Genomic DNA, 23,954 nt, shown 5'->3' on the forward strand with positions numbered 1-23,954 from the left:
CCTGTGGATGCGGTGATGCAGCCTGTGCTGGAGTCAGTCCTTGCGGGACCGCTCAGCGGGGGATCGAATCGTCGCCGATCCGGTCGAGCAACGCCTCGATTTCCGGCCCATAGCTGCGGTCGCCCTCGTAGGGGGGCACGACGGCACGGACGGCGGCCCGGCAGGCGTCCACCCCCTCACCCGGCGCCTGCGCGCGCTGGTCCAGCGCCACGGCGGCGGCGTAGGCCTCGTGCACCAGGATGATGCGGACGAGTCCGTCGATCTCGGCCAGCCGGTCGAGCGCCGGCAGCGTCATGGTCATCACGTCCTCCTGCCCGAAGGAGCTGTCGCCGTGCTGGAGCGAGGGCGGCACCGCCAGCGACCGCAGCCGCGCGGCGTAACCCAGCACCGCCTTGTGCAGCGTGACCAGCCCGGCATCCAGCCCCGGCCGCTTGGCGAGTTGTGGTGACAGGCCGGAAAAGCGCGGGTCGAGCAGCCGGTGCAGCCGCCGCTCCGACAGCAGCCCGGCCTGGGCCAGCGCCAGCGCCGCCCCTTCCACCGCGTGGGTCAGCGCCGCGGCGTGGAAGTTGCCGGCGTGCAGCAGCCGCCCGCCGGCCGCATCCTCCGCGTCGGCCAGGAAGGCCGGGTTATCGCCGACGCTGGTCATTTCCCGCAGAGTTGCCGTCTCCAGCCCGTCCAGCGCGTCGGAGAGCACCCCGTGGATCTGCGGGATGACTCGGAAGGATACCGGCGCCTGCCGGCCCGCTCGCTCGATCGCGCTGCCGGCGACCAGGGCCATGATCTCCGCCGCCGCTTCTCCCAGCCCCGGATCGGGCCGGAGGTCGGCCACGGCGGGGTGGAAGGGCTCCAGCGGCGCCGCCAGCCCGTCCACCGCCATGGCCGCCACCTGTCCGGCGAGACGGCGCGTCGCCCGCAGCCGGCGCAGCGCATGCCACGCCACGGCGGGGGCCGCAGCCACGCCGTTGATCAGGGCGATCCCCTCCTTGGGCTGCGGGTCGTAGGGGGCGAGGCCGCGTGCGGTGTGCCAGTCGGCGGCGGATTGCCGATGCCCCTCGCCGTCGAGCACGAATCCCTCGCCGATCAGCGGCTGGGCCATGTGCGTCAGCGGGATGATCTCCCCCGCCATGCCGTGCCCCTGGCTGGGCACATACGGCGCCATGCCGTCGTTCAGCCGCTCCGCCATCACCCGGCATAGCGCCGGCGTCACCGCCGGAGCACCGCCCAGGAACTGCGCGAGGCGCACCAGCAGCATGCCGCGCGCGACCGCGGCGGGGTAGGGCGCGCCGGTGGCGGCGGCGCGTCCCATCAGGATCTGGCGGGGCAGCAGCGCCATCTCCTCCGGCGTCAGGTCGGTCTTGGACAGCGCGCCCAACCCGGTGTTGACGCCGTAGCAGATCACGCCAGTCGCCAGATGCTTGAGAAACAGCCCCCGGCTCTCCGCCACCCGCTCCAGGGCCGCATCGCCCAGCACGAGCGCGGCGCCACCGTATGCCACCCGCTCGTACGCGTCGGCGGTCAGGTCGGCGGGGCCGTCCAGGCGTACGGCGTCGGTCACGGGCGTTCCGGGGCATCGTTGGGGAAATGGCAGGCGGCAGACTGGCCCAGCCGGTCCGGTCCGGCCACCGGCACAAGGGCCGGGTCCTGCTCCCGACAGCGGGGCTGGGCCTTGGGGCAGCGGGTCTGGAACCGGCAGCCGGGCGGCAGCGCCGTGGGGCTGGGGATCTCGCCGGCGATTGTGGCGCGGGGGTGGAGCCGTTCGGGGTCGATCACCGGGTTGGCGGCGATCAGCGCGCGGGTGTAGGGGTGCGCCGGCCGGGCGAAGACCGTGCGCGTCGGCCCATGCTCGACCAGCCGGCCCAGATACATCACCGCCACTTCGTCGGTCACCGTGCGCACGACGCTCAGGTTGTGGCTGACCAGCAGGTAGGTCAGGCCGAAGCGGCCCTGGAGGTCGTGCATCAGGTTCAGCAGGTCGCCCTGGATCGACACGTCGAGCCCGGCGGTCGGCTCGTCCGCCACCACCAGCCGCGGGTTCAGCACCAGCGCGCGGGCGATGCCCACCCGCCGTGCCTGCCCGCCGGAGACCTGGTGCGGGTGCTTGTCGAGCAGCGCCTCCTTGATGCCGATGGCGTCCATCAGCTCGCGCATGCGCGGCCAATGCTCCTTGAGGGGCAGGCCGTGGATGCGCAGCGGCTCCTCCAGCAGCGTCCGGATGGTCAGGCGCGGGGAGAGGGAGGAGACGGGATCCTGGAAGATCATCTGCGCCTGCCGCCGGAACCAGCGGCGCTCGCCGGCCGGCAGCGCGTGCACGTCGCGCCCGTCGAACAGCACGCGCCCTTCCGTCGGCCGGAGCAGCCCGAGGATCAGTTTGGAGACGGTGGTCTTGCCGGATCCGCTCTCCCCCACCAGCCCCAGCGTCTCGCCGGGATGGATGGCGAAGGACACGCTGTCGACCGCGCGCAGCACGCCGCCGTAGAGCACGGTGACGTTCTCGATGGACGCGAGCGGCGCCGTCATGCCAGCACGCAGGCGGCGCGGTGCCCCGGCGCCACCTCCCTCAGGGCCGGCACGCCCTGCAGGCAGCGGTCGTGCGCCTGTGGGCAGCGGCCGGCGAAGATGCAGGCGTCGGGCACGTCGAACAGGTCTGGAACCCCGCCGGGGATAGAGCGCAGCCGTTCGCCGCGCCCGTCGCCCTCGCCGATCTCGCATTCCAGCAGCAGGCGGGTGTAGGGGTGGCGGGGGTTGGTGAACAGGTCGCGCGCGCTGGCGGACTCCACCACCGTGCCCGCGTACATCACCACCACCTCGTCGCACAGCGACGACACCACGCCCAGGCTGTGCGAGATGAACAGGATCGAGCCGTCGAAGCCGGCCCGCAGATCCTCGAACAGCCGCAGGATCTGCGCCTCGATGGTGACGTCGAGCGCGGTGGTCGGCTCGTCGGCGATCAGCAGCTCCGGCTCGCACAGCAGCGCCATGGCGATGACGATGCGCTGGCGCATGCCGCCGGAGAACTGGTGCGGGTAGTCGCGGATGCGCTTCTCCGGAGCGGGGATGCCGACGGTGCGCAGCATCTCCACGGCGCGGGCGTGCAGCTCCCGCCGCGAGCGGTCGGGAAAGGCGTTGCGCTGCACGTCCACCATCTGCGTCTCCACCCGGAAGACCGGGTTGAGCGCGGTCATCGGGTCCTGGAACACCATGGCGACGCGGCGCCCGCGCATGCGGCGCATGGCGTCCGGCGGCAGGGCCAGCAGGTCGGTGCCGTCCAGCGTGATGCTCCCCGTCACCGCGTGCAGGTTGGGTGGTAGCAACCGCATGACGGCGGACGCCATGGTGGACTTGCCGCTGCCGCTCTCCCCCACCACGCCGACGATGCGGCCGCGGGGGATGGCAAGCGTGACGTCGCGCAGCACCCGCGCCACACCCCGCGCGGTGGCGAAAGACAGGCTTAGGCCCTGCACGTCGAGAAGGGGGGCGGCCAGCGGAGGAGCGGTCATGGTGTGGTCCGCAGCTTGGGGTCGATGGCGTCGCGCAGCGCCTCCCCGAACAGGGTGAAGCCCAGCGTGGCGAGCGTCAGCATCACGCCGGACGACACCACCGGCCAGGGCGACTGGTTCAGGTTGGCGTAGCCGTCGTTCAGCAGCGTGCCCCAGCTCGGCAGCGGCGGCGGCACGCCGACGCCAAGGAAGCTCAGCCCCGCCTCGATGGTGATGACCACGGGAATGTCCATGCTGGCGAGCACCACGAGCGGCCCCATGATGTTGGGGAGGATGTGGACGAGCACCAGCCGCACCGGCCCGGCGCCCAGCACCCGCTCGGCTTCCAGAAACGGGGCGTTCTTCAGCGACAGCACCTGGGCACGCGCCACCCGACCGAAATGCGGGACCAGCGTGACCGACACGATCAGCACCACCTTCGACAGGCCGGGGCCGAGCAGCGCCACCACCGCCAGAGCAAAGACCAGGCTGGGGAAGGAGCTGATGATGTCGAACAGCACCAGGATCAGCCGCTCCCCCTGCGGCGGGGCGTAGGCGGCGGCGATGCCCAGCAGGGTGCCGACCGCCAGCGCGATGGCGATGGTGGACAGCGCCACCAGCAGCGCCACCTGGGTCCCGTGCAGGATGCGGCTGAACAGGTCGCGCCCCAACTGGTCCGTGCCCATGGGGTGGGCGAGGCTGGGCGCGGCGAAGCGGTTGAGCACGTCGAGCTTCTGCGGGTCGTAGGGCGACAGCACCTGCGCTCCGGCGCCCAGCAGGACGATCAGCGCCACCAGGATCAGGCCGAGCCGTCCGGTCGGGCTGGACCAGACGCGGGCGAAAACATCCCTCATGCCACCCCCTTCTGCGGGCGCAGCCGCGGGTCGAGCCAGGCGTAGGACAGGTCAACCAGCAGGTTGGTCAGCACGAACAGCAGCACCACCACCAGCACTCCGGCCTGCACGACCGGGTAATTGCGAGTGAGGATGGCGTCGTAGACCAGCGTGCCGATGCCGGGCCGGGCGAAGATGATCTCCGCGAAGATCGCCCCACCCAGCAGCCGCCCGACACCCAGGCCGAGGATCGCCACGGTGGGGATGGCGGCGTTCTTCAGCGCGTATTTGTAGACGATTTTCCGGTCCGGGATGCCGAAGGCCCGCGCCGTGCGGATGTAGGGCTCGCCCAGCACCTCCAGCAGGGAGGAGCGCATGAGCCGCGCGATGTAGCCGACCCAGCCCAGCGCCAGCGACACCGACGGCAGGATCAGGCGTACGAGCTGGTCCAGCACATCCCCCGGCTCGCCGGCACCCAGCACCGGCAGCCAATCCAGCCAGATGGAGAAGATCAGCAGCAGGAAGATCGCCACCACGAAGTTGGGCATGGCGATGAAGGACACGCTGAGCACCGCCGCGACGCGGTCGCCGCGGCTGCCGGGGTTGGTGGCGGCGTAGCAACCCAGCGGCACGCCGACCAGCACCGCCAGCCCGATGGCGGCGATGGTCAGCGTGACGGTGAAGGGCAGGACCTCCATCACCATGGTCAGGATCGGCCGGCCGCTGATCACGTCGGTGCCCAGGTTGCCGGTGGCCACCTGACCGAAGAACATCAGCAGCCGCTCGTGCAGCGGGCGGTCGAGGCCCATCCGCTCGGCCAGCGCCGCCACCGCCTCCGGCGTGGCGCGGGGGCCGAGCAGCACGGAGGCGGGGTTGCCGGGCACAAGCAGCGTCAGCGCGAAGAGCAGAGTCACCGCGCCGACAACCACCAGCGCGGTGGTGAGCAGCCGGCCCGACAGGTAGCGCAGGGTGGGGTGCATCCGTCGGGCGGCCGTCAGGCGTCGGTGAACTTGTCGAACTGCAGGTCGTCGCCGTTGGGCAGGATGGCCGGCTTCAGCCAGCTGCGGCTGGCGAAGACATTCACCTCGTGCGTCAGCCAGATGTAGGCCGCCGACTGGTCCATCAATTTCTGCATCTCGATGTACAGGCGCGCCCGCTCGTTGCTGTCGATGGTGGAGGCGGCGGCCGCGTAGAGCCGGTCGAACTCGGGATTCTTCCAGCGCTGCCAGTTCCACACGCCGACCTGCTCGGACACGAACCACTGTGTCTGGAAGGCCGGATCGGCCTTGCCACCGAAGCGCTGGATCGACAGATCCAGGTTCTTTCCGGCGTCGCCGTTGCCGGCCGACCAGAAGCTGCCGCCGTCGAGCACTTCAAGCTGGAGGTCGATGCCGACCTCGGCCAGCAGCGCCTGCACCACCACGCCCGCGGTCTGGTAGGCGGGACGGTTGAGCAGGGTCAGCTTCGCCTTGAAGCCGCCGCCATGCCCGGCCTCGGCCAGCAGCGCCTTGGCTCCGGCGACGTCGCGCTTGTGGACGGGGGCGTCCGCCCAATGGCCGAGCAGGCCGGGGGCCACCAGCGCCTTGGCGCGGCCGACCGCGCCGTTGTAGGCGGCCAGGATCACCTGATCCACGTCGATCGCCTTGCGGATCGCCTCGCGGACCTTGGGGTTGTCGAAGGGAGGCTTCTCGACGTTGATGCCGATCCACACGAAGTTGATCGAATCCTGCGAGATCACCTTGGTGTTGGCGACCCGCGCCATGTCCTTGGCGCCGGTCGGCTCGATCACCGTGAAGTCCAGCTCGCCGGAGCGGTAGGCGAGCTCGGCCGTCTTCGGGTCCTGCACCGGCCGCAGCACGATCTCGTTGAACGCCATCTTCGGACCCTTCCAGTCCGGATTGGCCTTGAGCACGATGCGCTGGTTCGGCTGCCACTCCGCGAAGGTGTAGGGACCGGAGCCGATCAGCGTGTTCTTGACCTTGTCGCCCAGCGCCTCGAACGCCTTCTTCGACACCAGCGCGCCGGAGCCGTCGGGCAGCGTGACCAGCCAGATGGCCGGGGCCGGGGTCTTCAGATGGATGCGGCCGGTGTGGGTGCCGGTCACCTCGACACGGTCCAGCGCCTCCCAGTCCTTGGCGTACTGGTGCGGCTTGCCGTCGGGGCCCGGCTGACGGAAGCGCTCGAAGGAGAACTTCACGTCCTCGGCCGTCAGCTCGCCATAGCCGCCGTGGAACATCTGGCCGGGCTTCAGCTCGAACTCGATCAGGGTCGGGGAGACCTGGGTGATCGTCTTCGCCGCGTCCGGCTCCCACTCGAACGTGCCGGGCTTGAAGGAGATCAGCCGCTGGCACACCGCGCGGATGACGTTGCCTTCGATGAAGCTGACGCGGTTCGCCGGGTCCAGGTTCTGGATGTCGCGCACCACGCGCACGGTCAGCCGGTCGCGCGCCGCGAAGGCTTGACCGGTGAAGCCGAAGGGCAGGGCGGCGGCACCGCCCAGAATGGCGCCGGTCCGCAGGACGGATCGCCGGGAATAGGTGGTATCCATGCTCCGCGCTCCCTGTCTTGGCGCCTTGTTCGCGCCGTTCAATGTCTCTGCCACAAAGCGTAGCGATGGCTCCCGGTGCCGACCAGCCTTTCCTGTTCACGTCGGCGTGCGATCCGATAGTGTCGGCCGGGTTTTTCGCCGTACGGAGGAGCCATGACGACCGCAACCGACATCCAGATCCGCCCCATCGGCCCCGGCGACCGGGAGGCGTGGCACCCGCTGTGGCGCGGATATCAAGCCTTCTACCGCGTGGACATCCCGGAAACGACGACGGACGTCACCTGGAGCCGCCTGCTCGACCCGGCCGAGCCGGTGTCCGGCGCGCTCGCCTGGGACGGGGCGGAGGCGGTCGGTCTGGTGCACTGGATCCGCCACAGATCCTGCTGGACGGTGGGAGACTATGCCTATCTTCAGGATCTTTTCGTAGCGGAAGCGCGTCGTGGCGCGGGACTCGGACGTAACCTGATCATGCATGTCTATACAACCGCAGCGGAGGCCGGCTGTTCCCGCGTCTATTGGCTGACCCACGAAACCAACACCGACGCCATGCAGCTCTACGACCGGATCGCGGAGCGGTCGGGCTTCGTGCAGTACCGGAAGCTGTTGGGGTGATCCCTGGCTCCGCCGTATGACAGGCAGTTTGCTCTTGCGAGGGCCGTGGGACGGGCTTACGGTGACGTCCGTGTCATCCGAATGGATGTCACCGTAAGCGTTACCGTCATGCAACGCGCCAATCAGTGCCGGCCAACACCGGTGCTTGCCCGGTTGTTCAGCCGGGCGCGGCGCATGTTCGGACCGGTGCCTTGCGGAGTGAACGCGCATGAACGCGCAGACCACCAAATCCCTTGTTCGTTTTCCCAAATTGCCGGCGCGCTACGCCGGCATCGTCATGCCCTTCCTGTTGTCGGTGCTGATGACGGCCATTGTCTCCTTCATCCGCACGCTGCGCGGTGTGGGTTTCGGCAACGCCTCGGTGTCGCTGTGGCTCAACGCCTGGGTCCTGTCCTGGGTGGTGGCCTTCCCGACGTTGCTTGTGGCGCTGCCCATCGTCCGCCGCCTGACAACGGCGCTTGTGGCGGCGCGCTGACCGCCGGCCCCGGGCGGGGCGGTTTGCCGCGCCCGGGGTGACAACGCGAATCCCGATCGCTGCCGCTTGCGTCCCGCTGTTCGTCGTCGTTAATGTCGCGGACTGGTTCGCGAGCGGAGTGACGGCAGCGGTGCGCTACATCAGCACGCGGGGCGCGGCCCCGGTTCTGGGTTTCGAGGATGTGCTCCTGGCGGGGCTTGCCCGCGACGGCGGGCTCTATGTGCCGGAGACCTGGCCGACACTGAGCCCGGAGGACCTGCGCGCCATGCGCGGGCTGTCGTACAGCGAGATCGCGGTGCGGGTGATGCTGCCGTTCCTGGGTGGCTCGATCGCCGAGGATGATTTCCGTGCCATGGTCGAGGATGCCTACGGCACCTTCGGCCACCGGGCGGTGACGCCGCTGGTCCAGCTCGACCGGCGCACCTGGGTGCTGGAGCTGTTCCACGGCCCGACGCTGGCCTTCAAGGACGTGGCGCTGCAACTGCTGGGGCGCCTGTTCGACCATGTGCTGGCGAAGCGGGGGGAGCGGGTCACCATCGTCGGCGCCACCTCCGGCGACACCGGCTCGGCCGCCATCGAGGCCTGCCGCGACCGCGAGAACGTCGACATCGTCATCCTGCACCCGAAGGGCCGCACGTCGGAGGTGCAGCGCCGGCAGATGACGACGGTGCTGTCGTCCAACGTCCACAATGTGGCGCTGGAGGGCACCTTCGACGATTGCCAGGATCTCGTGAAGGGGATGTTCAACGACACCGCCTTCCGTGACCGGGTGAACCTGTCGGCGGTCAACTCGATCAACTGGGCCCGCATCATGGCCCAGATCGTCTATTACGTGGCGTCGGCGGTGGCGCTGGGGGCGCCCGACCGCAAGCTCGCCTTCGTGGTTCCCACCGGCAACTTCGGCAACGTCTACGCGGCCTATGGTGCCGTGCGCATGGGCGTGCCGATCGAGCGGCTGGTGGTGGGCTCCAACTCCAACGACATCCTGGCCCGATTTTTCGAGAGCGGGGCCATGACGGCACGGGACGTGATGCCCACCTTGAGTCCCAGCATGGACATCCAGATCTCGAGCAACTTCGAACGCCTCCTCTTCGACCTGCTGGGACGCGATGGCGCTGCGGTGGAAGCCGCGATGCGCCGCTTCCGCAGCGAAGGGAGCTTCGCCGTCACCGACGCCCAGCTCGCCGAAGCGCTGGCCCTCTTCTCCGGCCACCGGGTGGACGAGGCGGGGACCATGGCGACCATCGCCGACACCGCGCGCACCTGCGCCTACACCGTCGATCCGCACACCGCGGTCGGCGTGGCCTCGGCCGCCGCGTCGGGCGTCGATCCGGCGCTGCCGCTGGTGGTGCTGGCGACCGCCCATCCCGCCAAGTTCCCCGACGCGGTGGAGAAGGCGACCGGCCGCCGCCCGGCCCTGCCGCCGCGTCTGGCCGACCTGTACGAGCGGGAGGAGCGGTTGACGGTGCTGCCCAACGACCTCGCCACCGTGCAGGCCTTCGTCACGGAGCGCTCGCGTGCGGCCGGGGGGCGGGCATGATCCGCGTCACCACGCTGCCGAACGGGCTGCGCGTCGCCACCGACACCATGCCGGACGTGCAGACGGTTTCGCTCGGCTGCTGGGTCGGCGTCGGCACCCGCAACGAGGCGGCGCCGGTCAACGGCGTCGCCCACCTCGTCGAGCACATGCTGTTCAAGGGGACGGAGCGGCGCAGCGCCTTCCGCATCTCCGAGGAGATCGAGAACGTCGGCGGCCAGCTCAACGCCTACACCACGCGCGAGCACACGGCCTATTACGCCAAGGTGCTGCACGAGGATTCCGGCCTCGCGCTCGACCTGATCGCCGACATGATCCAGAACTCGCTCCTGGACGAGGAGGAGCTGGCGCGCGAGCGCACCGTGGTCCTGCAGGAGATCGGGCAGGCGGCCGACACGCCCGACGACATCATCTTCGACCATTTCCAGGAAACCGCCTTCCCCGGACAGGCGATCGGCCGGCCGGTGCTGGGCGTGGCCGAGATCGTGGGGGCACTGCCGCGCGGGGCGCTGGTCGATTACATCGGCCGGCATTACGGCGGCGGCTCCATGGTGGTGGTGGCCGCCGGGCGGATCGAGCACGAGCGTTTCGTGGAGATGGCGGCGCGAGCCTTCGCGACGCTGCCCGCCGCCGCACCCGCCGAGGCCGAGGCCGCGCGCTACATCGGCGGCGATTTCCGGGAGGAGCGGGATCTGGAGCAGCTCCACGTCGTGCTCGGCTTCGACGGTGTCGGCGTCCATGATCCGGACTATTACGCCCATTCCGTCTTCTCGACCCTGCTCGGCGGCGGCATGTCGTCCCGCCTGTTCCAGGAGGTGCGGGAGAAGCGGGGGCTGGTCTATTCCATCTACTCCTTCACCGGCGGCTACCGGGACGGCGGGCTGTTCGGCATCTACGCCGGCACCGGCGAGGACGAGGTGGCCGAGCTGATCCCCGTCGTCTGCGACGAGGTGGCCGCGGTCGCCGACAGTGTGACCGAGGACGAGGTCGCCCGCGCCCGTGCGCAATTGAAGGCGAGCACCCTGATGGCGATGGAAAGCACCATGTCGCGGTGCGAGCAGCTCGGCCAGCACCTGCTGACCTATGGCCGGCCGGTGCCGGTGGAGGAGACCGTGGCGAAGATCGCCGGCGTGGATCGCGAGGCCGTCGTGCGCGCGGCGCGGCGCCTGCGGCAGTCGCGGCCGACGGTGGCCGCACTCGGTCCCACCGGCGGGCTGGAGAGCTATGACCGCATCGCCGCCCGGCTGTCGTAACCGGCGGTCGCGCCGCGGGCAGGGACGTCCATGATCCGCCTTCTCGGCACCGGCCTGATCGGCCCGCCGGCCATGCGCATCGACGGCTCGCACTGCTACATCAGGCCGCCGCTGCCGCGCGACTGGCGGGAGTGGTCGGACCTGCGCGCCGCCAGCCGCGATTTCCTCACCCCATGGGAGCCGACCTGGCCAGCCGACGCGCTCACCCGCGCGGCCTTCGCCCGCCGCCTGCGGCGGCAGGCGCAGGAATGGCGCGACGACGAGGGTTACAGCTTCCTCGTCTTCGACCGTCCGACGGACGCGCTGGTGGGCGGGCTCGGCCTCAGCAACGTGCGCCGCGGCGTGGCGCAGATGGCGACGCTCGGCTATTGGGCCGGGCAGTCGCACGCCCGGCGCGGCTACCTGTCGGCGGCGACCCGGCTGGTGCTCGACTTCGCCTTCGGGCAGCTCGGCCTGCACCGGATCGAGGCGGCCTGCCTGCCGACCAACGCCGCCAGCCGCGGCCTTCTGGAAAAGGTCGGCTTCACGCACGAGGGCTACGCCCGCGGCTATCTGCGCATCGACGGCGCGTGGCGCGACCACGTGCTCTACGCCATCCTGCGCGAGGAGTGGCGGGGCTGAGGAAAGACCTCAACCCTCCGCCAGCCACTCCTCGATCAGACGCCGCGCGATGCTGTCCTTGCGGGGCAGGCGCAGCGGGTCGTCGGGGGTGAGCGTGCGCAGCCGGTCGGACGCCACCCACAGCGCGGTTTCCAGCTCGTCCGGATCGATCGTCAGGTCGGTGTTCACCGCGCGCGCGGTGAAGCCCAGCATGATGGAGGCCGGAAAAGGCCAGGGCTGGGAGGATCGGTAGCGGACATCCGTCACGCGCACGCCCGTCTCCTCGAACACCTCGCGGGCGACCGCCTCCTCCAGGCTCTCGCCGGGCTCGACGAAGCCGGCGAGCACCGAGTGCATGCCGGGCATCCACGCCTTCTGCCGGCCGAGCAGCACGTTGCCGGCACCGTCGTGCACCAGCATGATCACCGCCGGGTCGGTGCGGGGGAAATGCTGGGTCTCGCAGGCCGGGTTGGTGCAGCGGCGGGAATGGCCGGCCTGCACGCTGGCGGCCGGCGATCCGCAGACGCCGCAATGGCGGTGGCGCACGTTCCACCACACGATGCCGCGGGCGTAGGCGAGCAGCGCCGCCTCCCCCCGCTCCATCAGCGGACCGACGGCACGCAGATCCTCGAACCGGCCGAGCCCCGCCAGCTCCGGATGCTCGTCGGGCTGTTCCAGGTCGCCGACATCGGCGGCGAAGACCGGCGCGTCGTCCATCAGCCCGAGGAAGATCGGGTCCGTCCACGCGGCCGGGCCGGGGCGCAGCACCGCCCGCGGCTCCTCCGCCGGGCCGGTCACGAGGTTGCGCGTTCGCCAGACCGGCACCACCCGTGCGGTGGAGGAGGCCAGCGCGCCGGCCAGCCAGGAGGGGTCCTTGCGGAGGTGCGCCGCACGGTCGAGCGGGACACCGGCGTAGATGTTCGGCGTGTAGATGGTCGGACGGTCGGTCATGGCAACGATTCCTGCCACAGTCGGCGGGTCCGGGCAAACGCCGTCAGCGTACGGCAGCCTTGCGGTTGGCCGCATTCGCGGTTGCGCCGCGGGCGACCCTGGTTAGGATGGGCGGCTCCAGACACAAGACAACCCGGAGCCCGCCGATGACCGCCCCCTGTCCCGAGCCCCTGGTCGCGCTCGCCGGGTGCATGGCCGACGCGGCGGGTGCCGTGGTGCGACGCTACTACCGGACACCGGTGGTGGTGGACGACAAGGCCGACCTGTCCCCCGTGACCATCGCCGACCGCGAGGCCGAGCGCGCCGTCCGCGCCATCATCGAGGCGGAACGGCCGGACGACGGCATCGTGGGGGAGGAACACGGAACCAAGGCACCCGACGCCGAGTGGGTGTGGGTGATCGACCCCATCGACGGCACCAAGTCCTTCATCACCGGCCGGCCCATCTTCGGCACGTTGATCGCCCTGCTGCATCGGGGCGTGCCGGTGCTGGGCGTCATCGACCAGCCGATCGTCGGCGACCGCTGGGTCGGAGCTGCCGGGCGGCCGACCACGCTGAACGGGCAACCGGCGCGGGTGCGCGCCTGCCCGGTGGGCCTTGCCGGGGCCATGTTGGGCACCACGTCCCCGGACCTGTTCGCCGGTGACGATCTCGTCGGGTTCCGGCGGGTGGCTGCGGCGGCCAAGGTGACGGTCTATGGCGGGGACTGCTACAGCTACGGCCTGCTCGCCAGCGGCTATTACGACCTCGTCGTCGAGTCCGGGCTGAAGCTCTACGACTTCGCCGCTCTCGTGCCCGTGGTGACCGGGGCCGGAGGGATCATGACCGACTGGGATGGCCGCGCGCTCGACGCGCGGTCGCCCGGCCGGGTGATCGCCGCCGGCGACCCCGCCACCCATCGGGCGGCGTTGGCGGCTCTGAGCGGGGGAGGCGGGTCATGAGCGGGACGCCCATTCCAACGGTCGAGCACCCCGTCATGCCGGAGCTCGATGAGGGCCTGACCACCTTCCTCTCGGAACTGGCGGAGCGGGTGCGCGGCGGTTCCAACTGGATGGTGCGCAAGAAGATTTTGCTGGACGCGCTGGTCGCCGTCGAGCAGCTCGCGTTGATGAGCGAGGCGGACCGCGTCGAGGTCCTGGACGTGCTGCGGCGCCGCATGGGCGAGGAGGCCGAGCCGGACGAGGTGCCGGTGACCACCGCCGATGATGCGGCGGAGGCCGCGGAGGGCGGAGAGGAAACGGCCGCGCCGCCTCCCGCCATGCTGATCCTGCTCTATTGCGGCGGCGTGCTGGAAACGTTGGGGGAGACGGAGGTCCGCTCGGCCGAGCAGGCGATGGTCTACGCCCTGTCGATCCATCCCGCCCACAACCAGGCGGCCGTGGACTGGTCGCAGGCCAACCCGCGCAACGCCAAGGCGATGCGCAAGCTGATCCGCCATGACCGGCGGTTCAAGCATCTGTTCGATTCGGTATCCACGCTGGTCAAGGCCAGCGAAGGGCCGGAGTCCTTGCCCGGCTGAGCGCGGGCCGAACGTCCATCCCTTTCACCCCGTCACGGCGGAGCCACCATGCGGTTCGCGATCCCGGCCTTCCTCGCCCTGTCCCTGCTGTCCGCGCCCCTGCTGACCGCCCCGGCCGCGGCGGCCACCAGCCATCACGCGCTGGCCCTGTGGGGGGAGCCGAAGCTGCCGGCCGATTTCGCCCATCTGCCCTACGTCAATCCCGACGCGCCGAAGGGCGGCGGCATCGTCATCGGTTCCCCCGGCAGCTTCGACAGCCTGAACCCCATCATCCTGCGCGGCATGACGCCCCGCACGCTGGGGCTCACCGGTGCCGCGCTGATGACCGGCTCCGGCGACGAGCTGGACGCCGCCTACGGCGACATTGCGGAAAGCGTGGAACTGGCCGATGACAAGAGCTGGGCCATCTTCACGCTGCGCGCGGAAGCCCGCTGGCACGACGGCAAGCCGGTCACCGCCGACGACGTGGTGTTCGCCTGGAACTCGATCCAGGAGCACGGCGCCCCCTTCGTGAAGTCCTTCCTGCGCCAGACCACCGGCGTCGAGGCGCTGGACGAGCGGCGGCTCAGGGCGAGCTTCGCCACGACCGGGGAGATGAAGCCGGTCATCGATTTCGCCACCACCCTGTCGCCGCTGCCCAAGCACTGGTGGACGGCCGAAGGCCGCGACATCTCCAAGACCACGCTGGAGCCGCCGCTGGGCAACGGCCCCTACCGCATCAAGGCGGTGGACGCCGGCCGCTCCATCACCTACGAGCGGGTGGCGGACTGGTGGGGGCGCGACCTGCCGATCAACCGCGGCCTCAACAATTTCGACACCGTGCGCGTCGACTACTACCGCGACGACGACGTGCTGTTCGAGGCGTTCAAAGCCGGGGCCTATGATTTCCGGGTCGAGAACCGGGCGCAGCGCTGGTCCATCGGCTACGACTTTCCGGCCGCCAAGGACGGCCGCGTGCAGCGGCGGGCGGAGAAGACCGAGCTGCCGCTGGGCGCCCAGGGCTTCCGCCTCAACACCCGCCGGGCCCAGTTCGCCGACCCGCGGGTGCGCGAGGCGCTGAACCACCTGTTCGATTTCCCCTGGATCCACAAGAACATCCTGTACGGGCAGTACACCCGCACCCGCAGCAACTTCCCCAACTCCGACTACGGCGCGTCGGGCCCGCCGCAGCCGGAGGAGCTGGCGTTGCTGGAACCCCACCGGGACCGGCTCGACCCCCGTGTGCTCACCCAGCCCTTCGAGCCGCCGGGCAACGACGGCGACCAGCGCGGCAACCTGCGCAAGGCGCTGGCGCTGTTCAAGGCGGCGGGGTGGGAGCTGAAGGACGGCAAGCTGGTCAACGCCCGCAGCGGCGAGCCCTTCCGCCTCGAATTCGTGGACGAGAGCCCGGCGATGAACCGCATCATCGAGCCCTTCGTCGCCAGCCTGCGCCGCGCCGGCATCGACGCCGCCATCCGCATCGTGGACAGCGCGCAGATGCAGGTGCGCGCCGACGAGTTCGACTTCGACAGCACCATCGTGAACTTCAACTTCTTCCCGCCGCCGGGACAGGAGCTGTGGTCCTATTTCGGGTCGGAGGCGGCAGGGACGAAAGGGTCCGCCAACTATTCCGGGATCAAGGACCCGGTGGCCGACGACCTCATCGCCAAGGCGCTGTCGGCTCGCGACGAGGCGGGGGTGAAGGCGGCGACCCGCGCGCTCGACCGGGTCCTGCTCTGGGGGTTCTACATGATCCCCCAATGGTACAACGACGAAAACTGGCTGGCGTGGTGGGACCGCTTCGGCGCCCCGGCGCGCGGACCGAAATTCGATTTGGGATTCAAGAACAACTGGTTCCCTGCCTGGTGGTGGTATGACGGACAGAAGGCCGCGAAATTGAGCGGGCGCTGAGCAGCGAACCGTCATATGACCATGCTTTCATGGTTGCGTTCCATACTCGGGCATGCATCATCACGAGAGGGGGTGAGGGCATAAGACCGTCATCGACGCAGGATCAGGGAAAAGGACACATGATCGTCTCGAAGCCTCAGGGCTGTGACGACGGACCCGACACCATATTCGATATGGTGCAACGGCTTTATCGAAAATGTCTCTTCAGTCCCGTGGACACCGGAACCCTTGAGGATCTGCGGCGGCTGGAGGTTCAGATCGGCCGGACCTTTGCGACGGAAGAGGCGCAGATGGAGCGGTCGAAGTTTCCCGACGCCGCCCGGCATCGGCGCCAGCACCGGGAAATCATGGACAGCATCGCCCAGCTGATCAGCCGCGTGGCGGAGAGCGGACGGGCGGCGTTCCGAACCGAGATGCCGGCGCTCGCCATCCTGATCCTGGAGCACACGCTGAAGGAGGACCGGCCCCTGACCGTCCACCTGCGCGCGCGCAACGGGGAGACCGGGCGCCCCCTGGGGATGGTCCTGCACTGACGCCGGTCCGGCCCCTGCCTTCCGGGTCACAACCTGTGGGTCCCCGCCCCCCTTAATCGCGGTTTCCGTTCATCCCCCGCTTGTGCCACCGTCCCATCCGTCCACGGGTGGGATTGTTGCGCTGCGGTACCTCGGATGCCTGACGGGCCGATCCTCCCTCCGGACGCGTTGTTGCCACGGGCCGTGGCGGCCCGCGTGCGGTGCCGGGACATGGAGGGTCGAGACGAATGGACATCGTGTGCTTCGGTCAGCAGAACTGGAACATCTGCTGGACCGCGAAGCAGCAGTTGATGACCCGGCTGGCGGAGCGGGGTCATCGGGTGCTCTATGTCGATCCGATGCCGGCCGAACCGGAAGACGCCGAACGCCTCGCCCGATCGCCCGAATACGGGGTCCCCGGCCTGCGCCGCATCGGCCCGCGCGACCTCTGGGTCTACAGCTACCTGCACGTTCCGGGGCTGCGCTGGCGGCTCAACCGCATGCGCTTCCACCGCATGGCGCCGCGGGTTCTGGGGGAGATCGGCTTCCGAGCTCCGGTCGGGCTGTGCCTGCACCCGATGCAGCTTCCCGTCATGGAACGGTCGGGCTGCCGGGCCTGGGTCTATTACGCCGTCGACGAATACACCGCCTATGGCGAGACGCCGGAGTGGGAGCGCCGCATCATCCGCGATCAGGAGAACAGCATCCTGGAGCGGGCGGAGCTGGTGCTGGCGGTCTCCCCACGCCTGCACGAGCGCTTCGCCAGGACCAACCCGGAAAGCCATTTGCTGGAGAACGGGTCCGACGCCGAGCACTACCATCCCGACCGCCTCGACCGCATCGCCGTGCACCCCGCCATGGCGGACCTCTCCGGGCCGGTGGTCGGGCTGTTCGGGCAGATCGACGACCGCATCGACCAGGATCTCGTGATCGAGTTGGCGCGCCGCCACGGCGATTGGACCTTCGCCATGGCCGGTCGCGTCCGCGGCATCGATCCGGCGCGGCTGCAGGCGGAACCGAACATCCGGCTGCTCGGCTTCCAGCCCTACGAGGTGCTGCCGAACTTTGCCAAGGCGGTGGATGTCTGGTGGCTGCCCTATGTGCAGAGCGAGCTGACCAACGCCTGCAACCCGCTGAAGCTGTTCGAGTATCTGGCGACCGGCAAGCCGGTGGTGGCGACCCCGCTGGACGGCATCCGCAGCACCCGCGACTATGTGGACCTCGCCAGCGGTGTCGATGGCTTCGACGCCGCGCTGACCGCAGCCATCGCCGACCCGGCGAAGGGCAGGGGGGAGCGGCTGGCCGCCACCGCCGCCAACGACTGGTACGACCGTGTCGACCGGCTGGAGGCCTTTCTGGAGCGCGCGGTCGGGATCGCGGCGGCCCGCGGCCGGCCGGAGGCGCGCGCCCTGGTGCCGGCCCGACGCATGGCCGCGCGCTCCCGCCGGCTGCCCTACATCTCCGAGCATGGCCTGCCGCGGGAGCCCTATGTCGGCCGCGTCCAGCGCGTGGCGCGGCTCGGCACCGGAGCGCTGGGCAAGACGTGGTACGCGGCGCGGCTTGCGGCCCGCGCCGTGTCGGGCGATCCGGCGCCGGTGCGCAACATCCTGGTCGTCCGCCACGGCTTTCTCGGCGACTTCGTGGTGATGATGCCGGCGCTGGCGCATCTGCGCCGGCGATATCCGGAGGCGCGGATCGTGCTGGGCGTGCAGCACGACATGACCAGCGCGCCGCTTTTCGACGGCAATCCCTACGTCGATGAGGTCATCGGCATCGACTTCCTCAAGCACAAGGGCAGCCGGGCCGCGCAGCTCCGCGGGATGGCCGGACTGTTCGCCCGCGGCTTCGATCTGGTGATCGCCGGCGGTGAGCCGAACGCGCTGCCGGAAGGGCACCAGACCGGGGCGCCGCGTTACTACGGTCTCTACGACGGCTATCCGGACCAGGAGCTCCAGGGTCGCCTGATGACCCGCGACGGCTTCCGCCACGAGGCCGACAACAACCTGGCGCTGGTCGAGGCGATCACCGGCGTCCCGGCGACGGAGGAACAGAGGGCGCCGGTCCTGCCGCTGCCCGAGCCTGTCATCGCCGAGCGCGCCGCCGTGATCGGGAGCGCGCTCGACCTGCCCGTCGGCGGGCGGGTGCTGACGATCCATCCCGGCTCCAAGCGCGCCAGCCGCCGCTGGCCTCTGGAGCGATTGGCGGAGGTCGCCACGCGCCTGCTCACCCGCATGGACGACCTGACCGTCGTCCTGACCGGTGGTGGCGGCGAGAAGGAGCTGACCGGCACCATCCTCGCCGGCATTCCGGACGGGCTGCGGGGCCGCGTGCGCGACGCCGCCGGGGCGACGGACCTGCTGGGGCTGGTGGCGGTGCTCGACCGGTCCGCGGCGTTGCTCAGCAACGACACCGGCGTCATGCATCTCGGCCGGTCCCGCGGCACGCCGCTGGTGGCCCTCCTGGGGCCGGAAAACGACAAGCTGTGGGGACCGCACCCGCTGGGGCCAGGGCCGGCCATCGCGCTGCGCCGGATCGTCCCCTGCGCCCCCTGCCAGCTCGACCGCTGCGGCCCGCATTATTGCATGCGCGGCCTGACGGTGGACGAGGTGGAGGCCGCGGTCCTTTCGATGATCGGGACGGGGCGGCCCGCCGACGGCCGGCTGGTGCCGCTGGATGCCCGCCGTCGCCGTGCCGGTTGGAAGGCGCTGGCGACGGAAGGCTATGCCTTGCCGCTGGTGACGGTTCTCGCCCGCGCGGACAGCGGGCGAAGCCTCGCCGCGACGCTGGATGCCGTTCTTCCGGTGGTGGAGCGCCAGAGTTACCCGAACATCGAGATCCTGGGGGTGGGCGGTCCGGCCGACGCCGGCTGGAGCGATGGGCGCGATCCCGTCCGTCGGCGGGCTCTTCCCATCCGCACCGTGATCGTGGAGCCGGGGAAGGACCCGGCGTCCCGCGCTGCCCCCGCGGCGGCGTGGGGAGAGTTGGTGGCGCCGCTTGAACCGGGGCAGGACTGGCCGTCCGCGCATCTGGCGGTCGCCGTCGCCGCGGCAACGCGCGCGCCGGAGTTCGAGGTGTTCCGCGACGGCCGCCCGGTGCCCGGCGCGGGGGCGGACACCGCGGCGCTTCCGGGTGCGGTGCTGCGGCGGCGAAGTCTTCTGTCGGGAAGTGTCGCCGCCTCGGCGGAACTACGGCAGGGTGGTGCCCTGGCGCCGCCGGTCACCGGCGACACATGACCGTGCGCGCACGCCCACAGGGGGCGGGTTTGGCACGCGTGGACACACCCTGAAGTGCAAGGCGGGGGATGCGCATGGCGCACTTCCGCCGTTTCGTGTGTTGATTGCGTGCCGGTCCCGTACCCATCGCAATGCCCCCAACGGGGAAGCGGGAATTCCCCGTTTGAACCTTCCGGCAATAACCGAAGGAGTCAGGTGTTGCACAATCAACCGCCTACCCATCCGGATGCCATTCTCGTCGTGGACGACCATGCGCTCGTCCGTCATGGCCTTGCCCTTGTGATCAAGGCCAATCGCCCGGATATTGCGGTGCATGAGGCGGGAACCTTGGCTGAAGGTCTGCGCGTGGCCCGATCGGCCGGCAATCTGTCCGCCGTGCTCTACGACCTCACCCTTGCGGACAGCAGCGGCCTGCCCGGCCTTACCGCGATGATGAAGGCTGTGGGAAGAACACCGGTGATCGTGGTGTCCGGACAGACGGACTCCAACACCATGTCCCAATGCATCATGGCGGGTGCCCGCGGCTATCTTCCGAAGGGTAGTCAGGCCGATGTGCTCGATCACGCGCTGGCGCTGGTGCTGGCCGGAGGCATCTACGCCCCCGCCATTCCCGCATCCAATGTGGGCGATCCTCAACCGTACGCCATCCTCGGCGAACTGACCAGCCGCCAGCGCGATGTCCTCCGCCTGTTGATGGCGGGTCGATCCAACAAGGAGATCGCACGCGCCCTCGGCGTGCTGGAAGGCACCATCAAGGTGCACCTGCGCTCCATCATGATGAAGCTGAAGGTGCGCAACCGCACCCATCTGGCCATCGTGGCCGCGCAGGCCGGGGTGAGCGCCGACTGACGCCGGCCGCGGCCCGGCAGGAGTTCAGCGGTCCTGCTGGTGACCCTGGTGTGTGGTGTTCTGCTTGATGTTTCCCTGGCGATCCTGCTCGCCGAGGTTTTCCGGGGCGCTCCGGCCCTGCGGGGTGTCATCCGCCGGGGTTTGATGCTTGGCCGAATTCGGCCCCTTGTCGCTGCGCCCGGCCGGTGGAACCGGCGGCATCGGCTTGGACATGATGAATTTCCTTCCTGGTCATCCCGTTCCATCGAGCCCCGAAAACAGGGGGATCACCGGCGGAGTTCCGGTTCACCGGCGGGTTGGAGCGGAAGGCTCAGCCACCCTCGTCGTCGGTGCTCGCCACAGCCGCGGGCGCGTCCGGGCGGGCTGCCGGGTCCATGCGACGGGCGGCTTCGCGCCCGGCCTCCTGAATCATCGGACCGAGATTGTGCACGGGACCCCGGGTGACGATCAGGGCGCGTTGATGGTCGGCCAGGAAGGCGCGCAGCCGCAATTCGACCTCGTTGCCCTCCATCACCATCTCGCCGGTGAAGTAATGGGGCACCAGGCCCAGCGAATAGCGGGTCATGCCGACCAGCCAGGACACATCGAAGCGATGACCGACCGCGTCGATGTCCTTCTCCAGCGGATGCTTCTCGACCTCCATGTCGCGCACCGCTTCGCTCTGCCGGCGGATGGCCGTGGCGATCTCGTCCACCACGCGCCGGGAGACCACCTCGGACGTGAAGCCCTGGGTTTCCACAGCATGCGGTACGCGGATCGGTTCCACGATGATTTCGGGGCCCGCCATGACCGAGTATCCGAACAGACCCGCAAAGGCCATCGCCGGTATCGCCAGAAGTCCGAAATCCATGATCGGGTTTCCTTTGCCGTCACGCGCTGTTGGATTGTATTTCGATGACAGAAACGCGCCGAACGTGCGATAGGGTCCCCGATGCTTGTGGCATTACTCTGAAAGGGGTGGTTCCCATCCATATGGAAACCGTGACGGGCTCCGGCCCTTACCCCGCCGGGTGAGGCACGCAAGGGCCGTGCCCGGCGCGTTACAGGGTGGGTGCGGTCACGGGCGTGGTGTCGGCGTGGCTGCCGGTGTCGGGCCGGTCGGCGATCGACCGGTGTTCGTGCTGGCCGTCCTCCAGGCTTGCCTTGAGGGCGCAATGGCCGGTCATGCCGCGGGTGATCAGGGCGGCCCCGGCCAGCCCCATCAGCGCGCCGGACCAGCTGGCCCCCCGGTTGACGCCGGCCGCGGCCAGCGCCAAGCCGAAGCCGGTGGAGACCACCCGCTCCACGGTGCCGAGGTTCGCCTCGCCGCCGAAGACGCGGTCGTAGGTGTCGTGCAGGGTGTGTTCGATGCTCATCGTGGTCTCTCCGGTAACGAACGCGTTTCGATACCGGATCAACGCCACCCCGCCGCGGCCGGTTCCTCCGACGCTACCGATGGACCGGAGGGGCGGGATCAGGAGCGGTGGGGGTCAGCCCGGCCGGCGCAGGAAGTCCACAGTGGCGGGCCGTCCGTCGAGCGACAGGTGCGCTTCGACCGGTTCCGTCCGGCTGATCACCCGGCCGCGGCGCAGCACGGCGAGGCGGGCGGCGCGGGTGCGGATGGCCTCCACCGGGTCGGGCGCCTGGAGCATCACCAGATCCGCGTGGCAGCCCGGCTCCAGCCCGTAGCCGTCCAGATGCAGCAGGCGGGCCGGGTTCTCCGTCACCGCGCGGAAGGTCGCGGCCATGGCGTCGTAGCCCGTCATCTGCGCCACATGCAGCCCCATGTGCGCCACCTCCAGCATGTCGCCGGACCCCAAGGGGTACCAGGGGTCCATCACGCAGTCGTGGCCGAAGGCGACGGTCAGCCCGGCGGCCATCAGCTCCGGCACGCGGGTCATGCCGCGGCGCTTGGGGTAGGTGTCGTGGCGGCCCTGGAGCGTGATGTTGATCAGCGGGTTGGCGATCACCCCCAGCCGCGCCTCCGCCATCAGCGGGATCAGTTTGGAGACGTAGTAGTTGTCCATGCTGTGCATGGAGGTGAGGTGCGAGCCGGTGACCCGCCCGTGCAGCCCCAACCGCTGCGTCTGGTACGCCAGCGACTCCACATGGCGTGACAGCGGGTCGTCGCTCTCGTCGCAATGCATGTCCACCAGTAGCCCCCGCTCGGCTCCCAGCTCGCAGAGGATGCGCACGGACTCCGCGCCATCGGCCATGGTCCGCTCGAAATGCGGTATCCCGCCCACCACGTCCACGCCCAGGTCCAACGCGCGCGTCAGCTGCTCCAGCGCGCCGGGGGAGCGGAGAACCCCGTCTTGCGGGAAGGCGACGAGTTGCAGGTCGAGGTAGGGGGCGACGCGCCGCTTCACCTCCAGCAGCGCCTCCACCGCCAGCAGCCGCGGGTCGCAGATGTCGACATGGCTGCGGATCGCCAACAGCCCGCGCGCCACCGCCCAGTCGCAATAGGCCAACGCCCGCTCGACGATGGCGTCCTGTACGAGCTGCGGCTTCAGCTCGCCCCACAGCGCGATGCCCTCCAGCAGCGTGCCGCTGCGGTTCACCCGCGGGATGCCGTAGGTGAGGGTCGAGTCCATGTGGAAATGCGCGTCCACGAAGGGCGGGGTGACCAGCCGCCCGGTGGCGTCGATCTCCTCGCCCGCTTCGCCCTCCAGCGCGACGCCCAGCGCCGCGATCCGGCCGTCCTTGACGGCGATGTCGATGGCGGTGCGGCCGTCGGGCAGGTTGGCCCGGCGCAGGATCAGGTCGAACATCACCGCTCTCCCTTGCGGTAGGGGATCATCAGGGCGCGGGGGTAGGCCGCCCGGCGGGACATGAGCACCAGCGCCGCGATGCTCAATAGATACGGCAGCATCAGGAAGAGCTGGTAGGGCAGGGCGCCGCCGGCAACCTGCTGCAGGCGGAGCTGGAAGGCGTCGAAGGCGGCGAACAGCACCGCGCCCAGCAACGCCTTGCCCGGCCGCCAGGACGCGAACACCACCAGCGCGATGCAGATCCAGCCGCGCCCGTTGATCATGTTGAAGAAGAAGGCGTTGAAGGCCGACAGCGTCAGGAAGGCGCCGGCCAGCCCCATCAGCGCGCTGCCCGCCACCACCGCGCCGATGCGCAACCCGGTGACGCTCAGCCCCTGCGCCTCCACCGCCGCCGGGTTCTCCCCCACCGTACGCACGGCCAGCCCCAGGGGCGTACGGTAGAGCACATACGCCACCAAACCGACCAGCGCCACCGCCAGATAGGTCAGCGGCGTCTGCGCCAGAAGGCCGGGCAGGGGAAGCGGCTGGAACGGCTCGATGGTCGGCGGCGTGCTGGCCTGTGGCAGGACGAGGCGATAGGTGAAGTAGGACAGGCTGGATCCCAGCAGCGTCACGCCGATCCCCGCCACATGCTGCGACAGGCCGAGCGGCACCGTCAGCAATGCGTGGAGCAATCCCAGCAGGGCGCCCGCCGTGCAGGCCGCCAACACGCCGACCCACAACCCGCCGCCCTGGTACACGGTCATCCAGCCGGTCATGGCGCCCAGCACCATGATCCCCTCGATGCCCAGGTTGAGCACGCCCGCGCGCTCGCACACCAGCTCGCCCAGCGTGCCGAGGATGTAGGGGCTGGCGATGCGCAGCACGGCCGTCCAGAAGGCGGCGGACACGAGGATGTCGAGGATCTCCGCCATGG

At 70.0% G+C, this 23,954-nt stretch carries 23 protein-coding genes; 11 read left to right on the forward strand and 12 right to left on the reverse strand.

Annotation, left to right across the window (positions count from 1 at the left end; genetic code table 11):
* Positions 1-52: 52 nt before the first annotated feature.
* From HL658_RS00765 to HL658_RS00790, 6 genes are read right to left on the reverse strand one after another with little or no spacing between them, the layout of a single operon-like run.
* The gene (locus HL658_RS00765; RefSeq protein WP_180287614.1) at positions 53-1,555 is read right to left on the reverse strand and encodes an aromatic amino acid lyase; all 1,503 of its coding nucleotides are present in this window, start codon (positions 1,553-1,555) and stop codon (positions 53-55) included.
* Positions 1,552-2,517: an ABC transporter ATP-binding protein gene (locus HL658_RS00770; RefSeq protein WP_180279990.1), complete on the reverse strand. Its 966-nt coding sequence runs from the start codon at positions 2,515-2,517 to the stop codon at positions 1,552-1,554. Before HL658_RS00770 ends, HL658_RS00765 begins: the two co-directional genes overlap by 4 nt.
* Positions 2,514-3,497 (reverse strand): ABC transporter ATP-binding protein, encoded by a 984-nt coding sequence (locus tag HL658_RS00775; protein ID WP_180279991.1) that lies wholly within the window; start codon positions 3,495-3,497, stop codon positions 2,514-2,516. The genes HL658_RS00770 and HL658_RS00775 overlap by 4 nt, the downstream gene beginning before the upstream one ends.
* Positions 3,494-4,330, reverse strand: a complete 837-nt coding sequence (locus HL658_RS00780) for an ABC transporter permease (protein WP_180279992.1) — start codon at positions 4,328-4,330, stop codon at positions 3,494-3,496. The genes HL658_RS00775 and HL658_RS00780 overlap by 4 nt, the downstream gene beginning before the upstream one ends.
* A complete protein-coding gene (locus tag HL658_RS00785; RefSeq protein ID WP_180279993.1) occupies positions 4,327-5,289 on the reverse strand; it encodes an ABC transporter permease in 963 nt (320 codons plus the stop codon). Before HL658_RS00785 ends, HL658_RS00780 begins: the two co-directional genes overlap by 4 nt.
* A gap of 14 nt (positions 5,290-5,303) precedes the next feature.
* Positions 5,304-6,857: an ABC transporter substrate-binding protein gene (locus tag HL658_RS00790; RefSeq protein ID WP_180279994.1), complete on the reverse strand. Its 1,554-nt coding sequence runs from the start codon at positions 6,855-6,857 to the stop codon at positions 5,304-5,306.
* A 153-nt stretch (positions 6,858-7,010) separates the two neighbouring features.
* Between HL658_RS00790 and HL658_RS00795 the strand changes: the two genes are divergently transcribed.
* From HL658_RS00795 to HL658_RS00815, 5 genes are all read left to right on the forward strand, one after another.
* Entirely contained in the window at positions 7,011-7,469 is a 459-nt protein-coding gene (locus HL658_RS00795; protein WP_180279995.1) for a GNAT family N-acetyltransferase, read from the forward strand.
* A 208-nt stretch (positions 7,470-7,677) separates the two neighbouring features.
* Complete coding sequence (locus tag HL658_RS00800; protein WP_180279996.1) at positions 7,678-7,944, forward strand: DUF2798 domain-containing protein; 267 nt, start codon at positions 7,678-7,680, stop codon at positions 7,942-7,944.
* A gap of 130 nt (positions 7,945-8,074) precedes the next feature.
* Positions 8,075-9,484 carry a threonine synthase gene (thrC, locus tag HL658_RS00805; RefSeq protein WP_180279997.1) on the forward strand — a complete coding sequence of 470 codons (1,410 nt, stop codon included), beginning with the start codon at positions 8,075-8,077 and terminating at the stop codon, positions 9,482-9,484.
* On the forward strand, positions 9,481-10,734 hold the full coding sequence (locus HL658_RS00810) for a M16 family metallopeptidase (protein ID WP_180279998.1): 1,254 nt from the start codon (positions 9,481-9,483) through the stop codon (positions 10,732-10,734). Before thrC ends, HL658_RS00810 begins: the two co-directional genes overlap by 4 nt.
* Before the next feature lie 30 nt (positions 10,735-10,764).
* The gene (locus tag HL658_RS00815) at positions 10,765-11,355 is read left to right on the forward strand and encodes a GNAT family N-acetyltransferase (protein WP_180279999.1); all 591 of its coding nucleotides are present in this window, start codon (positions 10,765-10,767) and stop codon (positions 11,353-11,355) included.
* Positions 11,356-11,364: 9 nt separating this feature from the next.
* On the opposite strand, the gene nudC is transcribed toward HL658_RS00815, so the two are convergent.
* On the reverse strand, positions 11,365-12,285 hold the full coding sequence (gene nudC, locus HL658_RS00820; RefSeq protein WP_180280000.1) for an NAD(+) diphosphatase: 921 nt from the start codon (positions 12,283-12,285) through the stop codon (positions 11,365-11,367).
* 146 nt (positions 12,286-12,431) lie between these two features.
* Between nudC and hisN the strand changes: the two genes are divergently transcribed.
* The 6 genes from hisN to HL658_RS00850 all read left to right on the forward strand — a co-directional run bounded on the left by hisN (position 12,432) and on the right by HL658_RS00850 (position 20,288).
* Positions 12,432-13,226 (forward strand): histidinol-phosphatase, encoded by a 795-nt coding sequence (gene hisN, locus HL658_RS00825; protein WP_180280001.1) that lies wholly within the window; start codon positions 12,432-12,434, stop codon positions 13,224-13,226.
* Positions 13,223-13,804: a hypothetical protein gene (locus tag HL658_RS00830; RefSeq protein WP_180280002.1), complete on the forward strand. Its 582-nt coding sequence runs from the start codon at positions 13,223-13,225 to the stop codon at positions 13,802-13,804. Before hisN ends, HL658_RS00830 begins: the two co-directional genes overlap by 4 nt.
* A gap of 48 nt (positions 13,805-13,852) precedes the next feature.
* The gene (locus tag HL658_RS00835; protein ID WP_180280003.1) at positions 13,853-15,694 is read left to right on the forward strand and encodes an extracellular solute-binding protein; all 1,842 of its coding nucleotides are present in this window, start codon (positions 13,853-13,855) and stop codon (positions 15,692-15,694) included.
* A gap of 119 nt (positions 15,695-15,813) precedes the next feature.
* Positions 15,814-16,227, forward strand: a complete 414-nt coding sequence (locus HL658_RS00840) for a bacteriohemerythrin (protein WP_180280004.1) — start codon at positions 15,814-15,816, stop codon at positions 16,225-16,227.
* A 227-nt stretch (positions 16,228-16,454) separates the two neighbouring features.
* On the forward strand, positions 16,455-19,439 hold the full coding sequence (locus tag HL658_RS00845) for a glycosyltransferase family 9 protein (RefSeq protein ID WP_180280005.1): 2,985 nt from the start codon (positions 16,455-16,457) through the stop codon (positions 19,437-19,439).
* A gap of 240 nt (positions 19,440-19,679) precedes the next feature.
* Positions 19,680-20,288, forward strand: coding sequence for a LuxR C-terminal-related transcriptional regulator (locus HL658_RS00850; RefSeq protein ID WP_343054974.1), 609 nt, complete (start codon positions 19,680-19,682; stop codon positions 20,286-20,288).
* Between the two features lie 24 nt (positions 20,289-20,312).
* Here the strand turns inward: HL658_RS00850 and HL658_RS00855 are convergent, their stop codons facing one another.
* From HL658_RS00855 to HL658_RS00875, 5 genes are all read right to left on the reverse strand, one after another.
* A complete protein-coding gene (locus HL658_RS00855; RefSeq protein ID WP_180280007.1) occupies positions 20,313-20,501 on the reverse strand; it encodes a hypothetical protein in 189 nt (62 codons plus the stop codon).
* Positions 20,502-20,598: 97 nt separating this feature from the next.
* A complete protein-coding gene (locus tag HL658_RS00860) occupies positions 20,599-21,138 on the reverse strand; it encodes a hypothetical protein (RefSeq protein WP_180280008.1) in 540 nt (179 codons plus the stop codon).
* Positions 21,139-21,328: 190 nt separating this feature from the next.
* Entirely contained in the window at positions 21,329-21,643 is a 315-nt protein-coding gene (locus HL658_RS00865) for a YgaP family membrane protein (RefSeq protein WP_180280009.1), read from the reverse strand.
* Between the two features lie 114 nt (positions 21,644-21,757).
* Positions 21,758-23,038 (reverse strand): amidohydrolase family protein, encoded by a 1,281-nt coding sequence (locus HL658_RS00870; protein WP_180280010.1) that lies wholly within the window; start codon positions 23,036-23,038, stop codon positions 21,758-21,760.
* Positions 23,038-23,952, reverse strand: coding sequence for an ABC transporter permease (locus tag HL658_RS00875; RefSeq protein ID WP_180280011.1), 915 nt, complete (start codon positions 23,950-23,952; stop codon positions 23,038-23,040). Before HL658_RS00875 ends, HL658_RS00870 begins: the two co-directional genes overlap by 1 nt.
* Positions 23,953-23,954 lie beyond the last annotated feature (2 nt).

This window comes from Azospirillum oleiclasticum, from assembly GCF_013423485.1.
GTDB classification, from domain to species: domain Bacteria; phylum Pseudomonadota; class Alphaproteobacteria; order Azospirillales; family Azospirillaceae; genus Azospirillum; species Azospirillum oleiclasticum.

Excerpts from the sequence above, each read along its gene's own strand:
- hisN (WP_180280001.1), top strand. The coding sequence starts at position 12,432 with ATGACCGCCCCCTGTCCCGAGCCCCTGGTCGCGCTCGCCGGGTGCATG.
- HL658_RS00875 (WP_180280011.1), bottom strand. The coding sequence starts at position 23,952 with ATGGCGGAGATCCTCGACATCCTCGTGTCCGCCGCCTTCTGGACGGCC.
- HL658_RS00870 (WP_180280010.1), bottom strand. The coding sequence starts at position 23,038 with ATGTTCGACCTGATCCTGCGCCGGGCCAACCTGCCCGACGGCCGCACC.
- HL658_RS00835 (WP_180280003.1), top strand. The coding sequence starts at position 13,853 with ATGCGGTTCGCGATCCCGGCCTTCCTCGCCCTGTCCCTGCTGTCCGCG.
- HL658_RS00780 (WP_180279992.1), bottom strand. The coding sequence starts at position 4,330 with ATGAGGGATGTTTTCGCCCGCGTCTGGTCCAGCCCGACCGGACGGCTC.
- HL658_RS00790 (WP_180279994.1), bottom strand. The coding sequence starts at position 6,857 with ATGGATACCACCTATTCCCGGCGATCCGTCCTGCGGACCGGCGCCATT.
- HL658_RS00800 (WP_180279996.1), top strand. The coding sequence starts at position 7,678 with ATGAACGCGCAGACCACCAAATCCCTTGTTCGTTTTCCCAAATTGCCG.
- HL658_RS00785 (WP_180279993.1), bottom strand. The coding sequence starts at position 5,289 with ATGCACCCCACCCTGCGCTACCTGTCGGGCCGGCTGCTCACCACCGCG.
- HL658_RS00840 (WP_180280004.1), top strand. The coding sequence starts at position 15,814 with ATGATCGTCTCGAAGCCTCAGGGCTGTGACGACGGACCCGACACCATA.
- HL658_RS00830 (WP_180280002.1), top strand. The coding sequence starts at position 13,223 with ATGAGCGGGACGCCCATTCCAACGGTCGAGCACCCCGTCATGCCGGAG.
- HL658_RS00855 (WP_180280007.1), bottom strand. The coding sequence starts at position 20,501 with ATGTCCAAGCCGATGCCGCCGGTTCCACCGGCCGGGCGCAGCGACAAG.
- nudC (WP_180280000.1), bottom strand. The coding sequence starts at position 12,285 with ATGACCGACCGTCCGACCATCTACACGCCGAACATCTACGCCGGTGTC.
- HL658_RS00810 (WP_180279998.1), top strand. The coding sequence starts at position 9,481 with ATGATCCGCGTCACCACGCTGCCGAACGGGCTGCGCGTCGCCACCGAC.
- HL658_RS00845 (WP_180280005.1), top strand. The coding sequence starts at position 16,455 with ATGGACATCGTGTGCTTCGGTCAGCAGAACTGGAACATCTGCTGGACC.
- HL658_RS00815 (WP_180279999.1), top strand. The coding sequence starts at position 10,765 with ATGATCCGCCTTCTCGGCACCGGCCTGATCGGCCCGCCGGCCATGCGC.
- HL658_RS00770 (WP_180279990.1), bottom strand. The coding sequence starts at position 2,517 with ATGACGGCGCCGCTCGCGTCCATCGAGAACGTCACCGTGCTCTACGGC.
- HL658_RS00865 (WP_180280009.1), bottom strand. The coding sequence starts at position 21,643 with ATGAGCATCGAACACACCCTGCACGACACCTACGACCGCGTCTTCGGC.
- HL658_RS00860 (WP_180280008.1), bottom strand. The coding sequence starts at position 21,138 with ATGGATTTCGGACTTCTGGCGATACCGGCGATGGCCTTTGCGGGTCTG.
- HL658_RS00795 (WP_180279995.1), top strand. The coding sequence starts at position 7,011 with ATGACGACCGCAACCGACATCCAGATCCGCCCCATCGGCCCCGGCGAC.
- HL658_RS00775 (WP_180279991.1), bottom strand. The coding sequence starts at position 3,497 with ATGACCGCTCCTCCGCTGGCCGCCCCCCTTCTCGACGTGCAGGGCCTA.